Consider the following 15,244-nt stretch of genomic DNA (forward strand, 5'->3'; position numbering starts at 1 on the left):
AGGCCCCCCTTTTTCCAGGCGCCGGTCGCCAAACCCGCCCAGCCCGTATTCCATACCGCTCATCGACCTCTCCGCCTGCTACCCTCCAGACAGAGAATCGAGCTTCACAACACCCCGCAACAAAGATGTGTGAATGCGACAGCCATTCATATGGGGAGGTGCCCGCGTCTCCGCGGGCGGAGGGGTCATGAGCAGCAACTCGCTGCGACTCATGACCCCTCCGTCGGCGTATGACGCCGACACCTCCCCATATGAATGGGGAGGAATAAAGATCAGCGCATGAAACCCATCACCATCCTGGTCGGCGCGCTGGGCGGCGACGGCGGCGGCGTGCTGTGCGACTGGATCATCGCGGCCGCGCACAGCCAGGGGCTGGGCGTGCAGGCGACGCAGATTCCGGGCGTCGCGCAGCGTACCGGTGCCACGACCTACTATCTCGAAGTGACCAAGGGCCCGCGCGATTCGGTCCTGGCGCTCAATCCGGCAATCGGCGAGGTCGACGTGGCGCTGGCGACCGAGCTGCTCGAAGCCGGCCGCATGATCTTCAACGGCTTCGTGACGCCCGACCGCACGACCTTGATCGCTTCGACCCATCGCGTGCTGGCGATCGCCGAGCGCGCGGCGATGGGCGACGGCAGCTTCGATGTCGGCCGCCTGCTGCGCGCCGTGAAGGAACGCAGCCAGTCGCAGATCCTGTTCGACATGGACCAGGCGGCGGAGGAGAGCGGCGGCGTGATCAACGCCGTGCTGCTGGGCGCACTTGCGGGCTCGGGCAAGCTGCCGATCGCCGATTCAGCCTTCGATCTGGCGATCCGCGAGGGCGGCAAGGCGGTCGATACGAACCTCGCCGCCTTCGCTTTCGGCCGCGGCCACGCCCGAGGCGAGCTCGATCAGGCGGTGCGCGAGCATCGCAAGCGCCAGACCGCGGCGCAGGGCGTCGAGGACCTGATCGAGCGCGCACGCCAGAGCTTTCCGGCTGCGAGCCTCGACGTGGTGGAGGAGGGCATTCGACGGCTCGCCAGCTATCAAGACCGCCGCTACGCCGCGCTGTTCCTCGACCGGCTCGCCGGCATCGACGCCGCGATCGTGCGCGAGGTGGCGCGCCATCTCGCCGTGCGCATGTCCTACGAGGACGTGATCCGCGTCGCCCAGGCCAAGACCTCGCGCGAGCGGCTGGAGCGGGTGCGCGCCGAAGTGCGGGCCAAGCCGCACGAGCCGGTCGAGATCACCGAGCATTTCAAGCCGGGCAACGAGGAGATCGCCGCGATGCTGCCGCCGGTGCTGGCGCGCTGGCTGCTGGCGCGGAAGCCGTTCCACTTCTCGATGCACGTGCGCAGCACGACGGTCTGGGGCTTCCTTCGGCTGCGCCTGCTGGCCGGCCTGCGCTGGTGGCGGCCGCACACCTGGCGTTATGCCGAGGAGCAGGCCGAGATCGAGCGCTGGCTCGGCCAGGTCCGCGATGCGCAGGCGCTCAGCCTCGAGTTGGCGCGCGAGATCGCCGAGTCGGCGCGGCTGATCAAGGGCTACGGTGACACCCACAAGCGCGGGCTGGGCAACTACCGGCGCATCGCCGACGAGATCATCGCGCCGGCGCTGGCCGGTCGCATGCCGGCCGCGAAGGCCGCCGACGCGGTGGCCAATGCGCGCGTGGCGGCGCTGGCCGATCCCGACGGCGGTGCGCTCGACCGCACCCTGGCGGCGATCGCGGCATGACCGAGGCCGAGATCGACCTGGTGGCGCTCGCCCGCCGCGATGCCTTCTGCGCCGATCTCGGCATCGAGCTGGTCGAGTCCTCGATCGGCCGCGCGGTGACGCAGGTGAAGGTGGCCGAGCGCCATCTCAACTTCCTCGGTGCCTGCCACGGCGGCCTCACCTTCACGCTGGCCGATGCCGCGTTCGGCTTCGCCTCGAACTCGCGCGGGGTGGCGGCGTTCAGCATCGATTCGCACATGATCTACAATCGCGCGGTGAAGGCAGGCGAGGTGCTGACGGCGACGGCGGTAGAGATCTCGCGCTCGTCGAAGCTGGCGCACTATCGCGTCGACGTGGTGCGCGGCGACGGCAAGTTGGTGGCCGGGCTGACCGGCACCGCTTTCGCCAACGGCACGCCGCTCGAGGTCTGACATGCCGCTCGCCAGCCGCCACGAGGTGACCGTCGAATGGGGCGACTGCGATCCCGCCGGGATCGTCTACTACCCGTCGTATTTCCGCTGGTGCGACCAGGCGACCTACCGGCTGTTCCTCGCCGCCGGCCTGAAGCGCGACGACGTGAGCAGCGGCCAGTGGAAGGAAGGCACGCCCCTGGTCGCCGCCGAATGCGCCTTCAAGCGCGCCTCGCAGCACGGCGAGACGCTGGTGGTCGAAAGCCACGTCGAGCGGTTCGGCCGCAGCTCCTTCACCATCCGCCACGTCTTCCGCAACGCGGCGGGCGAGATCGCGGCCGAGGGCAGCGAGACCCGCATCTGGGCGAAGAAGGAAGGCGACGCCCGCTCGCTCAAGCCGGTCGCCATCCCGGAAGACTTCAAACGCCGTTTGGGAGGATAGAGTAGGTGCCGTTGCATTCCTCCCCATATGAATAGGGAGGAGGTCGAATACGGAGGACAGTCATGCGTCGCAGCGAGGATCGGATACTCACCACCCACGTCGGCAGCCTGCCGCGCGATCCCGTGCTGTCGGACCTGCTGATTCGCGACGAGGCCGGCGAGAAAGTCGACCAGGCCGAGCTCAAGCGGCTCGGTGAGCGGGCGGTGCGGCAGGTGGTGAAGCAGCAGATGGCCTGCGGCGTCGACGTGATCAATGACGGCGAGCAGCCGCGGGTCGGCTTCCAGACCTACGTGCCGCAGCGCATGAAGGGCTTCGGCGGCGAGTCCAAGCGCCCCCGCTCGCGCGACTGGACCGACTTCCCGGGCTACGCCGAGTTCATGGCAACGCGCATGCCCCGGCGCAGCAAGGTGACCAACGCCCCGCAGGCGGTGGCCGACGTGGTCTACGAGGACCTCGGGCCGGCCGAGGAGGAGATCCGGCTGTTCAAGGCGTCGTTGAAGGAGCTCAGCGCACCGCCGGTCGAGACGTTCATGACCGCGGCGGCGCCCGGTATCATCGCCACCACCATGCTCAACGCGCATTACGACACGCACGAGGCCTATGTCTTCGCACTCGCTCGCCAGATGAGGAAGGAATACGAGCTGATCGCCCGCGACTTCATCCTGCAGATCGATGCGCCCGACCTCGCGCTGGAGCGCACCGTGCTGTTCCAGGACAAGACCAACGCCGAGTTCGTGGCGATCGCCGAGATGCACGTCGCGGCGCTCAACGAGGCGCTGGCCGGCATCCCGCGCGAACGGGTGCGGCTGCACTGCTGCTGGGGCAACAACGAGGGCCCGCACGTGCACGACATCCCGATGCGCGAGGTCCTGCCGGTGCTCTACTCGGCCAAGGTCGGCGCGCTGTCGATCGAGTTCGCCAATCCGCGCCACCAGCACGAATACGCCGCGCTCAAGAAGCACAAGCTGCCGGCCGAGTTCATGCTGATCCCGGGCGTGATCGACACCACGACCAACTTCGTCGAGCATCCCGAGGTGGTGGCCAACCGGATCTGCGAGGCGGTCGACGCGGTCGGCGACCGCGAGCGGGTGATCGCTTCCAGCGACTGCGGCTTCGGCACCTTCGCCGGCTACGAGCTGGTCGCCTCCGACGTGGTGTGGGCCAAGCTCAAGGCGGCCCGCGAAGGCGCCGACATCGCCACCCGCCGGCTGTGGGGCCGCGCCTAGAGCGATTTCCGGGCAGATGGAACCGCTCGCGGTTCCATCTGCCCGGAAATGCGCGCACGGGCGTTGTTGTTGCAGCAGGCATATTCCGTTCGGCTGATTCCAGCCGAACGGAATATGCTCTAGAACAATTTGCAGCCTGGCGTCCGCGGCGTCCGCATGCGTCCGGACGTGTCCGGCCTGGGGGGTGGGGCCGGATTCCCGGATTCTCGCCGAAAACCCTTATGGCATCGGCATCGGAGGCGTCCGGGAGTACGCGGATTCGCAGGCGGACGACTAGGCAGCGGCCAGCGCCGCCTTCTTCTCGTGGATGCCGCGGTAGATCGTGCCGCCGATGTCGTTCTGGTAGAGCCACAAACTATTGGCCTGGCCGCTGAAGTTGGGCTCGCAGCCCATCGCCAGGGTCGGCCGGAAGCCGGTGCCCAGGCCGATGCCGTAGACGTTGGGCAGAGCAGTGCCGTCGGCCAGCACCAGCCGGCAGTCGTCGCCCACCGAGTCGCCGTCGGCGTCGGCGCGCAGCGCCAGCCGCCGGCCGTGCTCGTCGATGATCGGGATCGTCGCCGAGCGATAGCCGAGGCAGGGCGCCACCAACGCCGCCTCGTCGATCAGCGTACGCAAGTCGGCGTCGCCCAAGTCGGCCATGTCGAGGATGGCGATGCGCGTCTCGGCTGTGACGCCGGGGCGGGCCATGATGCGCCGCCAGATGTCGCGACCGTGGCCGCGCAGGCCGCCCATGCGATTGACCCTACCGGTGCGCGGGCAGATGTCGCCAGGATCGACCGGGTAATCGTCGACCTCGGCAGCCGCCTTGTCGGGATAGAAGACGCGCGGCGGCCGGCGCTGCAGGATGACGAGCTGGCCGTCGCCGAGCTGCCGGGCACCGCGCAGCTCGAGCAGCGCCCAGGCCACGGCGTAGGCGCTGTGCGAGCCGCCGACGATGACGACGCGGCGGTCGCCGGCGGTGCGCAGGATCTCGTTGGCTTCGGCGAGCCCCTCATGGCTCAACAGCTCGTTCGACGGCATCAGCCGCGCCCGGCAGTCGGCGATGGGAAAGCCGGGCGCCAGGGTCTGGTCGCGCCAGGTCTGGCGGCCGCCAACCGCGACCACCGCGGCGCGGGCGATCAGCGTGTGGGCCGGGCCGTCGCGGCTGCTGGCGACCACCGCCACCAGCCCGTCGGGCCGCAGATGCACCGAGCGCGCCTCGGTGCGCAGGCGGATCTCCGACGCGGGATGGCGGGCGACGATCTCCGTGATCGCCTGGCCGATGCGGCCCATGTAGCGGTCGACCAGCGGCAGCGGCGGATAGGCGTCGCGGTAGAGCGCCATGTCGGCGGTCACCCCGTCGTCGCGCAGGCGGCGCATCGGGTCGGGGATGACGTCGGGCGCCAGGCATTCGAGGTAGGAGCCGCCCAGCGAATCGGAGTTGATGCCGTAGCGGCCGAGGCTGCCGCCGAGCCGGCCGCCGCGCTCGAGCAGGATCACGCCCTTCTCGAGCCAGCCGGGCAGGCGGTCGTTCTGGGCCGCCCAGAGCAACGGCCCCAGCCCGCCCGGGCCGCCGCCGATGATCACTGTCGACAGGATGGACGCATGACGCACGGGATCAGGCCAGGACATTACGGAACACCTCGGCTACGCGATCGACGGCGTCGGCGTCGACCAGCCGCGACGTCGGCAAGTTCACGCCGCTGGCGCTGAGCGCCAGGCTGACCGGGCAAGGCCGCGCCCACGGCTGGTAGGGCGGCAGGGTCGACAGCGAATGGAAGAACGGCCGCAGCTCGATGTCGGCGCGGGCCGCCGCCTCGAACAGCGCGACGCGCCGTTCGGCCGGCACCAGCACCGACGCGAGCCACACCACGGGCGAGTAGATGGCGTCCATGTCGGGCGGGAAGCGCACGCCCGGGATGCCGCCGAGCGCGACGCGGTACATCTCGACGATGTCGGCGTTGCGCCGCAGGGTCTGGCGCACGCGCCCGAGCTGGGCGTGGCCGACCGCGGCCTGCAGGTTGGTGATGCGGTAGTTGAAGCCGACCCGCTCGTGCCAGTAGGAGCGGCCGGGCGTCATGCCGTGGTCGCGCAGCACGCGCATCGTGCCGGCGAGATCGGCGGAATTGGTGAGGCACATGCCGCCTTCGCCGCTGGTCACGATCTTGTTGGCGAAGAAGGAGAAGCAGGCAACGTCGCCGAACCCGCCGACCGGCCGGCCGGCGTAGCGCGCGCCGTGCGCCTCGGCGCAGTCCTCGACGATGGCGATGCCGTGGCGCGCGGCGAAGGCTGCGATCGGGCCCATCTCGGCCGGCCGGCCGTAGAGATGGACCGGGATGATCGCCTTGGTGCGCGGCGTGCAGGCGCGCTCGACGGTGGCGAGCGACAGGCACCAGGTGTGCGCGTCGACATCGGCGATTACCGGCGTCGCGCCGCAGTAGAGCACCGCGTTGATGGTCGCCGCGAAGGTGAGGTCGGGCACGATCACCTCGTCGCCGGGGCCGATGCCCAGCGCCATCAGCGCGAGGTGCAGCGCGACGGTGCCGTTGGAGACGGCGATGCCGTGGCGGACGCCGACGAAGCCGCTGAAGTCGGTCTCGAACCGCTCGACGTACGGGCCCTTGCTCGAGATCCACGAGGAGAGGAACGCATCGAGCAGCGCACGGAACTCGAGATGCGACATGTCGGGCCGCGCGATCTGGATGCGCTGGGCGCTGCGGTCGATCGCGACTCCGATCAGGTTGCCCCCGGCATCGAGTTCGGGCTGCAGCCCCTCGGTGCTGGCCGGATCGTTGGCCAGGCGGCGGCCGAAGGTGTCCAGGTGCTGCCGCAGGGTCGGCGCCAGCAGCGCGCCGTCGAGGGCGGTGTGGCCGAGCTCGCCGAGGGTGACCCGGCCGAGATAGCGCGGGCCGTCGACCACCAGGCAGGCGCCCACGCCATTGTCGAGGCACTTCTCGATCGCGGCCATGGGGCTGTCGGAGGCATCGCAGACGAGGTCTTCGTCCCCTGCCAGCGCCCAGTCGTCGCCACCCGCAGGCACTGCCGGCATTGTCAAAGACATCGACCCCTCCCTTCCTGCTATGGCGACCGTCTCACCCTTCACGATCGGCAATATCAATGAAACGGGCGCGCCCCGGTCCGAGCCAGTGGTCACTTTGTGGCCCGGCTTCTAAGGTTGGTTGCATGGTCCCAGCTTGGTCACTCGCCGGGCTGCGACGCCGCCGACATCCTTTGCGGCCTCGCTAGGGCGGAGCGTCATATGGACTGTCTGTGGATCACTTTGGCCGATCCCCAACCGGCAACGAACGGGCAGCTGATCTATTCCGAGGGCCTGATCCGGGCGGCGCGCGAGGCCGGCGCGGCGCTGACCGTGGTCGGCCTCGTCCGTACCGAAAAACCCCATCCGCCGGGCGATCAGCCCGGTCTGGCGTGGCGGCTGGCCGGCGAGACGCGCTGGCCGGCATGGCGGCGGGCGCTGCGCGCGATGCCCGAGGTGGCGCAGCGCGGCATCTCGCCGGCGATGGACCGGACGCTCGCCGCGGCGCTCGACGAGCGGGCCTGGGACGCGATCGTGTTCGACAGCATCTGCGCGGCGTGGGCGCTGCCCGCGGTACTGCATTACCAAGCGAAGAGGAATCCGTCGGCGCGCCTCGTCTACCTCTCCCACAACCATGAGACTACCGTCGCGCGCCGCATCGCCAGCGTCGCCCGCGGCGCGCGGCGGCTCTATCGCGCCTGGGACATGCTGAGGCTGGTGCGCCTCGAGCGGCGGCTGATGGCGCGCTGCGATCTCGTCACCTCGAACACGCCCGACGACACCCGCACCTTCGCGGCCGAGGCGGCGCCGACGCCGGTGATCCTGCTGCCGCCGGGCCATGGCGGCCATCGCGTGGCCGAGCGCACGATCGACGGCTCGGTGCCGCGCCGCGCCATCATCGCCGGCAGCTTCGACTGGCCGCCCAAGCGCATCAGCCTCGAGCGCTTCCTCGCCGAGGCGGTGCCGGTCCTGACGGCGGCGGGCATCGAGCTGCAGCTGGTGGGCGAGACCGAGCCCGCCTATCTGGCGTCGCTGCGCCAGCGCTTCCCGGCGGTGCGCTCCGAGGGGCGGGTCGACGACGTATGGCCCTATCTCGCCAAGGCGCGTCTGGCGCTGGTGCCGGACGAGCTGGGCGGCTTCAAGCTCAAGGGCTTGGACTACGTCTTCAACCGCCTGCCCATCCTGGCCATGCGCGTGGCGCTGCCGGGCATGCCGCTGGAGGACGGGCTGAGCGTCGGGCTGTTCGACAGCCATCGCGCGCTGGCCGCGGGCGTGGTCGCCTTGATCGACGATTTCGTGACGCTCAACCGACGCCAGCGCGAGGCCTACGACGCCTGCGCGATGCGCTTCGACTGGTCGCGCATCGGCCGGCATCTGGTGGATACGATCCGCAGCCTCGAGCGGCCCCGCCAGCGCGCTAGTGGGCGAGCTCGCGCAGCCGCCGGGCCATCTTCGACGCCGTCGATTCCGGTTCCCCCGGCGGCAGGAAGATGAAGTTGTAGATGTAGCGGCCGAAGCGCTGCCGCTCGGTCAGCGACGCGGTGAGATCCGGCAGGTTGGCCGGATTCTGCATGGCCGTGACGGAGAACTGGTCGATCGGCTTCAGCTGCCCGTCGTGCACGAACAGGCCGCGATAGCCGAGCCGGTCGAAATAGGCGCGGGCCGGCGCCAGGCCGCCGGGCGACAGCCGGTCCTCGACCTCGACCAGCAGGCGTGGCTGGCAGCGCTCGATGGTCTCGACCGCGCCCTCGAGCACCGCCTGCTGATGGCCCTCGACGTCGATCTTGATGAAGCCGCAGCGGCCCGAATAGACGTCGTCGAGCCGTTCCATCGGCACCTGGATGCCCTGGTAGTCGGCGTAGGTGGCCGAGGCGTCGTCCGACACCGTCGAGCAGCCCGTCACCACCACGCCGTCGACCACCGGCGTGCGCAGCTCGATCGAGCCGGTCCGGTCCGACAGCGCGATCGGCTCGACGGTCACGCCGCTTCGGAATTTCCGGCGCAACGCCCGCGCCAGCGGCGGCATCGGCTCGAAGGCGACGACATGGCGGGCATGGCGGCGCATGTAGTGGACGTAGGAGCCGTCGTTGGCACCGATGTCGATGGCATCGACATCGGGGCGGCACAGGAACTCCAGCAGGTGCAGCTCGACCTCGCCGTAGCGGCCGTAGAAGCGCGCCTCGCGCCAGTTCAGCAGCGGTTGCGGGCAGAGCGCCCGAAGGGCCTGCCGCGCATCACCGTACGAACGGCCGGGCATGACGGGGCCTCCCTTTGCGCCGACGGGAAGCCAAATCTAGGCACCGGACCTGCGATTATCGCGTGACCAGCGCGTGATCACGCCGCTTTCAGGATATCCGCCATCTTCTCGCCGACCATGATCGACGGCGCGTTGGTGTTGCCCGAGGGCATGGTCGGGAAGATCGAGGCGTCGGCCACCCGCAGCCCGTCGAGGCCGTGCACCTTGAGCTTGTCGTCGACCACGGTCCGCTGGCCTGCCGGGCCCATGCGGCAGGTGCCGATCGGGTGATAGGCGGTCTGCGAGTTGTGGCGAATCCAGGTCAGGATCTCGTCGTCGCTCCGGACCGAGGGCCCGGGCGAGTATTCCTCGCCGCGATAGACGTCCATCGGCGGCGCGTCGACGATCCGGCGGATCATGCGGAAGCCTTCGGACATCGCGGCCTGGTCGATCGGGTCGGCGAGGAAGTTGAAGCGGATCGCCGGCTGCGCCTTGGGGTCCTTCGAGCGGATGTGGATCGAACCCAGGCTCTCGGGCCGCAGCTGGTAGACCGAGACGGTCATCGACGGGAAGTCCTGCAGCTTGCGGGTCTTCGGGTCCTTGATCGAGTAGGGCACGATGTGCATCTGCACGTCGGGCGTTGCCAGTTCCGGCCGCGTCCGCAGAAAGGCGAGCAAGGGCGCCGAGGGCAGGCTCATGAAGCCGCCGCCGGTCGCGAGATACTTCATCATCTGGGTCACCGCGCCCAAGCCGCGCGCCATGTGATTGTAGGAGACCTTCGGGTCCTTCACGCGCCAGACGATGCGGGCGTTGATGTGGTCGCGGAAATTCTCGCCGACCGCCGGCAGCTCGTGCTTGACCTCGATGCCGTGCTGCTTCAGCAGCTCCGGCTGGCCGATGCCGGAGAGCTCCAGGATCTGCGGGGAAGCGACCCCGCCGGCGGAGAGGATGGTCTCCTTCGCGCGCGCCTGCACCGCCTTGCCGTCCTTCTCGTACTCGACGCCGACGCAGCGCTTGCCGTCGAGCAGCACGCGCAGCGTATGCGCGTTGGTCACGACATGCAGGTTGGGCGAGCGCTTCATCGCCGGCTCGATGTAGCAATGGGCGACGCTCATGCGCCGGCCTTTGTAGATCGAGGTCTGCGTCTTCACGACGCCTTCTTGGTCCTCGCTGTTGTAGTCGGGGTTGAGCTTGTAGCCGGCCGCCTTGGCCGCCTCGAACAGGGTGTCGTAGAGCGGGTTCTGGTCGGGCACGGTCGAGACCTTGAGCGGCCCGTCGGTGCCGCGGCCGTTGCTGCCGTCGCCATCGACGAAGTTCTCGATCCGGGTGAAGACCGGCGCCACGTCGCGCCAGCTCCAGCCGCGGCAGCCCATCTGGGCCCAGGTGTCGTAGTCGAGCGGCTGGCCGCGCACCCAGACCAGGCCGTTGATCGAGCTCGATCCGCCGAGCAATTTACCGCGCGGCACCGGGATTTGCCGGTTGTTGGTCCCGGGCTCCGGCTCGGACTGGTAGAGCCAGTTGGCGGCCGGGTTGTCGATCAGCAGGCCGAAGCTGAGCGGCATGCGGGAATAGGGGTGGCTGGCGCTCCCGGCTTCGAGAAGCAGCACCTTCGTGCCTGAATTTTCCGTGAGCCGCGCGGCCAGGGCGCCGCCGGCCGAGCCCGCGCCCACGATGATGTAGTCATAGTCGGCCATTCGCCTGGTTCCTCCCGGAGCACCGTTTCGCCCTATGCAAGCGTAGCGCAGAGCCATGCAAGGAGAAGGGGATATAATTTCTCGACACACGGAATTTGGCATGGTCGGATGCCGGACGCGTCCGATCCGTGGGGGGTCGGCTCCCGGTAACGCGGATTTCCAGTCGAAATGCTGCATCTCGTTCGTATTGCGCTGACCAAGCCCTATACGTTCGTGGTGCTTGCGGTGCTGATCCTGATCGTCGGGCCGCTGGCGGCGCTGCGCACGCCGGTCGACATCTTCCCCGAGATCCGCATCCCGGTGATCGCCGTGGTCTGGAGCTACACCGGCCTGCCGCCCGACGAGATGTCGGGCCGGGTGATGCTGAACTTCCAGCGCTCGCTCACCACCACCGTCAACGACATCGAGCACATCGAGGGCACGTCCTATACCGGCGTCGGCATCGTCAAGGTCTTCTTCCAACCCGGCACCGACATCAACACGGCCAATGCGCAGGTCACGGCGATCTCGCAGACCGTGCTGAAGCAGATGCCGCCGAACATCACGCCGCCGCTGATCCTGAATTTCAACGCCTCGACCGTGCCGATCATCCAGATCGCGCTGGCGGGCAAGGGCATGTCCGAGCAGGCGGTGTTCGATCTCGCGATCAACACCGTGCGCACGCCGCTGGTCACCGTGCCGGGGGCCGCGATCCCGTTCCCGTACGGCGGCAAGTTCCGCCAGATCCAGATCGACCTCGATCCCGCGGCGATGCAGGCACGCGGCCTGTCGGCCAACGACGTCGCCAACGCGCTGGCCGCGCAGAACCTGCTGACGCCGGCCGGCTCGCAGAAGATCGGCGGCTTGGAATACGCCATCAAGCTCAACAACACGCCCAGGGACTTCGAGGCGCTGGCCGACCTGCCGGTCTTCGCCAAGGACGGCGCCGTCGTCTATCTGCGCGACGTGGCCCAGGTGCGCGACGGCAACCCGCCGCAGCAGAGCATCGTCCATGTCGACGGCGGCCGCTCGGTGCTGCTGGCGGTGCTGAAGAACGGCGCGACCTCGACGCTCGCCATCATCGAGGGCATCAAGGACAGGGTCGCGGAACTGCGCAAGTCGGTGCCGGAGAACCTCGGCATCGCCCTGCTGGGCGATCAGTCGCTGTTCGTCGAGAACGCGGTGTCCGGCGTCGCCATCGAGGCGGTGATCGCCGCGGTGCTGACCAGCCTGATGATCCTGCTGTTTCTCGGCAGCTGGCGTTCGACCGTCATCATCGCGACGTCGATCCCGCTCGCCATCCTGGGCTCGATCGCGCTGCTGGCGGCGTTCGGCGAGACGCTGAACATCATGACCCTGGGCGGGCTGGCGCTGGCGGTCGGCATCCTGGTCGACGACGCCACCGTCACCATCGAGAACATCAACTGGCATCTCGAGCAGGGCAAGGGCGTCGAGACGGCGATCATGGACGGCGCGCGGCAGATCGTGACGCCGGCCTTCGTGTCGCTGCTCTGCATCTGCATTGTCTTCGTGCCGATGTTCTTCCTCGAGGGCGTCGCCCGCTTCCTGTTCGTGCCGATGGCCGAGGCGGTGATGTTCGCCATGGTCTGCTCGTTCATCCTGTCACGCACCCTGGTGCCGACGATGGCGAACTTCCTGCTGAAGCCGCACGTCGCGCACGCGCACGGCGACAAGCCGGCGACACGCAATCCGCTGGTGCTGTTCCAGCGCGGCTTCGAGACGCGCTTCGAGCGCTTCCGCGCCGTCTATCGCGGCCTGCTGGCGATGGCGCTCGGCCGGCGCGGCGTGTTCATCGCGGGCTTCATGGCGATCGTGCTGGCCTCGTTCGCGCTGGCGCCGATGCTCGGCCGCAACTTCTTCCCGTCGGTCGATGCCGGTCAGATCCTGATGCACGCCCGCGCCCCGGTCGGCACCCGGGTCGAGGAGACGGCCAACCAGTTCGCCGCCATCCAGAAGGCGATTCGCGAGATCATCCCGTCGGGCGAGATCGCCACGATGGTCGACAATCTCGGCATGCCGGTGAGCGGCATCAACCTCACCTACAACAACACCGGGGTGATCGGCCCGCAGGACGGCGACATCCAGATCAAGCTGGTCGAGGGCCACGGCCCGACCGACAAGTACGTCGCCGAGCTGCGCCGCCGGCTGCCCGAGAGCTTTCCCGGCTTCACCTTCTCCTTCCTGCCGGCCGACATCATCAGCCAGATCCTGAACTTCGGCGCGCCGTCGCCGATCGACGTCCAGGTACGGACCTCCGACCTGGGACAGGGCTTCGAGCACGCCAACCGGCTGCTGGCGCGCATCCGGACGATCCCTGGCGTCGTCGATGCCCGCATCCAGCAGGCGCGCACCGCGCCGGTGTTCGCCGTCGATATCGACCGCACCCGCGCGCAGTATGTCGGCCTCACCACCCGCGACGTCACCAACTCGCTGGTGGTCAACCTCGCGGGCTCGGGTCAGGTCGCGCCGACCTACTGGCTCAACCAGAGTACCGGCATCACCTACAACATCGTCATGCAGACGCCGCAGTACCGGCTCGATTCGCTGACGGCGCTCAGCAACCTGCCGATCATGGCGCCGGCCGCGACCTCGCTGCAGGTGCTGGGCGGCTTCGCCGACATTCGCCGCGACGTTGCCAATGCCGTGGTGTCGCAATACGACCTGCAGGGCGTGGTGCAGGTCTATGCCTCGGTGCAGGGCCGCGATCTCGGTGCCGTTGCCGCCGACGTGCGCAGGGTGGTGGCCGAGCTGGCGCCGCAGGCCGGCCCCAAGATCCGCGCCGTCAAGGTCCAGGGCCAGGTCAAGACCATGGAGAGTGCCTTCTCCGGCCTGCTGTTCGGCCTCGCCGGCGCGATCGTGCTGATCTACCTGCTGATCGTTGTGAACTTCCAGTCGTGGAGCGACCCCTTCGTCATCATCACCGCGCTGCCGGCGGCGCTAGCCGGCATCGTCTGGATGCTGTTCACCACCAACACTACGCTCTCGGTGCCGGCGCTGACCGGCGCGATCATGTGCATGGGCGTCGCCACTGCCAACTCGGTGCTGGTGATCAGCTTCGCGCGCGAGCGGCTGGCCGAGCTGGACGACGCCATCGCGGCGGCGCTCGACGCGGGCTTCGTCCGCTTCCGCCCGGTACTGATGACGGCGCTCGCCATGATCATCGGTATGACCCCGATGGCGCTCGGCCTGGGCGAGGGCGGCGAGCAGAATGCGCCACTCGGCCGCGCTGTGATCGGCGGCCTGATCTTCGCTACGATCGCCACCCTGATCTTCGTCCCGGTCGTGTTCAGCGTCATCCACCGCAACCATGGCAAGGCCGCACCCGTCGATGACCCCGGAGCCGCCCATGCAGCCTGAGTCGCCCTCGCCCAGCGGCAAGGTCTCGCGTCGAAGCCTCATGATCGTCGGCCTGATCGTCGCCCTGGCGGCGGCATTCGTCGTCGTGAACGGGGTCGGCAGCCGCAACGCCAGCGAAGCGCGGCTCAAGGAAATGACCGCCACCCAGTCGGTCGCGACCGTCGCGGTCATCGCGCCGAGCGTCGGCGGCAACAAGTCGTCGCTCGAGCTGCCGGGCCGCCTCGAGGCCTATTCGCGGGCGCCGATCTATGCCCGCGTCAGTGGCTTCCTGAAGGCCTGGTATGTCGACATCGGCACGTCGGTGAAGACGGGCCAGCTGCTGGCCGAGATCGAGGCACCCGATCTGGACCAGCAGTTGCTGCAGGCCAAGGCGGCGCTCGCCTCGGCGCAGGCGGCCGAGACCCTTGCCATCGTCACCGCCGAGCGCTGGCGGACGCTGGGCGGCAGCAATGCCGTCTCCAAGCAGACGGTCGACGAGAAGGTCGGCGATCTCACGGTCAAGCAGGCGCTCACCAAGGCCGCCCAGGCCAACGTCGACCGCCTGGTCGTGCTGTCCGATTTCAAGCGCGTGACCGCGCCGTTCGACGGCATCGTCACGACCCGCAACACCGACGTCGGCGCGCTGATCAACGCCGATTCCAGCGCGGGCCTGGCGCTGTTCGTGGTCTCCGACACCCAGAAGCTGCGCCTCACCGTCAGCGTGCCGCAGAATTTCGTGCCGGCGGTGAAGCTCGACACCAAGGTCGAGATCGCCGTCCCGGAGTACCCCGGCAAGGTCTATGCCGGCCGCGTCGAGGCCTCGGCGCGCGCCGTCGATCCGGCCTCGGGCACTACCCGCATGCAGGTCGTGGTCGACAACGTCGCAGGCGAGCTGATGCCCGGGGCCTTTGCCAATACCCGCATCCAGCTGCCGGAGAACGCCCAGGCGATCGCGATCCCGGCGGGCTCGCTGATCTTCGGCAAGGACGGGCTGCGGGTGGCGACACTCGATGCCAACGACAAGGTGCTGCTCAAGACCATCACGATCTCGCGCGACCTCGGCCAGGTGGTCGAGATCGGCACCGGGCTGACACGCGACGACCGCCTGATCGAAAGCCCGCCGGACGGCCTGTCGGACGGCGATCCCGTCCGGGTCGTCACACCTGCCAACAGGAAGTGAAATGCGCGGGCG

Annotated in this window: 11 protein-coding genes; 7 read left to right on the top strand and 4 right to left on the bottom strand. The window is 68.9% G+C overall.

What is annotated here, in order from left to right; all coding sequences use genetic code 11:
• The first annotated feature begins 279 nt into the window (after positions 1-279).
• From J0J01_RS11340 to J0J01_RS11355, 4 genes are all read left to right on the top strand, one after another.
• Positions 280-1,713: an indolepyruvate oxidoreductase subunit beta family protein gene (locus tag J0J01_RS11340; RefSeq protein WP_296380563.1), complete on the top strand. Its 1,434-nt coding sequence runs from the start codon at positions 280-282 to the stop codon at positions 1,711-1,713.
• On the top strand, positions 1,710-2,123 hold the full coding sequence (locus tag J0J01_RS11345; protein WP_296380567.1) for a hotdog fold thioesterase: 414 nt from the start codon (positions 1,710-1,712) through the stop codon (positions 2,121-2,123). The genes J0J01_RS11340 and J0J01_RS11345 overlap by 4 nt, the downstream gene beginning before the upstream one ends.
• 1 nt (position 2,124) lies before the next feature.
• Positions 2,125-2,544: an acyl-CoA thioesterase gene (locus tag J0J01_RS11350; RefSeq protein WP_296380569.1), complete on the top strand. Its 420-nt coding sequence runs from the start codon at positions 2,125-2,127 to the stop codon at positions 2,542-2,544.
• A gap of 62 nt (positions 2,545-2,606) precedes the next feature.
• A complete protein-coding gene (locus J0J01_RS11355) occupies positions 2,607-3,770 on the top strand; it encodes a cobalamin-independent methionine synthase II family protein (protein WP_296380571.1) in 1,164 nt (387 codons plus the stop codon).
• A gap of 273 nt (positions 3,771-4,043) precedes the next feature.
• On the opposite strand, the gene J0J01_RS11360 is transcribed toward J0J01_RS11355, so the two are convergent.
• Both J0J01_RS11360 and J0J01_RS11365 read right to left on the bottom strand, forming a co-directional pair.
• Positions 4,044-5,336: a hypothetical protein gene (locus tag J0J01_RS11360; protein ID WP_296380573.1), complete on the bottom strand. Its 1,293-nt coding sequence runs from the start codon at positions 5,334-5,336 to the stop codon at positions 4,044-4,046.
• A gap of 31 nt (positions 5,337-5,367) precedes the next feature.
• Positions 5,368-6,810 (bottom strand): DegT/DnrJ/EryC1/StrS family aminotransferase, encoded by a 1,443-nt coding sequence (locus J0J01_RS11365; protein ID WP_296380575.1) that lies wholly within the window; start codon positions 6,808-6,810, stop codon positions 5,368-5,370.
• Positions 6,811-7,008: 198 nt separating this feature from the next.
• On the opposite strand from J0J01_RS11365, the gene J0J01_RS11370 reads away from it, so the two are divergent.
• Positions 7,009-8,280 (top strand): glycosyltransferase, encoded by a 1,272-nt coding sequence (locus tag J0J01_RS11370; protein WP_296380577.1) that lies wholly within the window; start codon positions 7,009-7,011, stop codon positions 8,278-8,280.
• Here the strand turns inward: J0J01_RS11370 and J0J01_RS11375 are convergent.
• Together J0J01_RS11375 and J0J01_RS11380 are read right to left on the bottom strand one after the other, a co-directional pair.
• Positions 8,204-9,043 (bottom strand): FkbM family methyltransferase, encoded by an 840-nt coding sequence (locus J0J01_RS11375; RefSeq protein WP_296380578.1) that lies wholly within the window; start codon positions 9,041-9,043, stop codon positions 8,204-8,206. The genes J0J01_RS11370 and J0J01_RS11375 overlap by 77 nt on opposite strands.
• Positions 9,044-9,120: 77 nt before the next feature.
• Entirely contained in the window at positions 9,121-10,716 is a 1,596-nt protein-coding gene (locus J0J01_RS11380; RefSeq protein WP_296380581.1) for a GMC family oxidoreductase N-terminal domain-containing protein, read from the bottom strand.
• A gap of 168 nt (positions 10,717-10,884) precedes the next feature.
• On the opposite strand from J0J01_RS11380, the gene J0J01_RS11385 reads away from it, so the two are divergent.
• Both J0J01_RS11385 and J0J01_RS11390 read left to right on the top strand, forming a co-directional pair.
• On the top strand, positions 10,885-14,073 hold the full coding sequence (locus J0J01_RS11385; protein ID WP_296380583.1) for an efflux RND transporter permease subunit: 3,189 nt from the start codon (positions 10,885-10,887) through the stop codon (positions 14,071-14,073).
• Positions 14,063-15,232 (top strand): efflux RND transporter periplasmic adaptor subunit, encoded by a 1,170-nt coding sequence (locus J0J01_RS11390; RefSeq protein WP_296380585.1) that lies wholly within the window; start codon positions 14,063-14,065, stop codon positions 15,230-15,232. Before J0J01_RS11385 ends, J0J01_RS11390 begins: the two co-directional genes overlap by 11 nt.
• The last annotated feature ends 12 nt before the right edge of the window (positions 15,233-15,244 follow it).

It is taken from the genome of Reyranella sp. (genome assembly GCF_017305915.1).
GTDB lineage: Bacteria > Pseudomonadota > Alphaproteobacteria > Reyranellales > Reyranellaceae > Reyranella.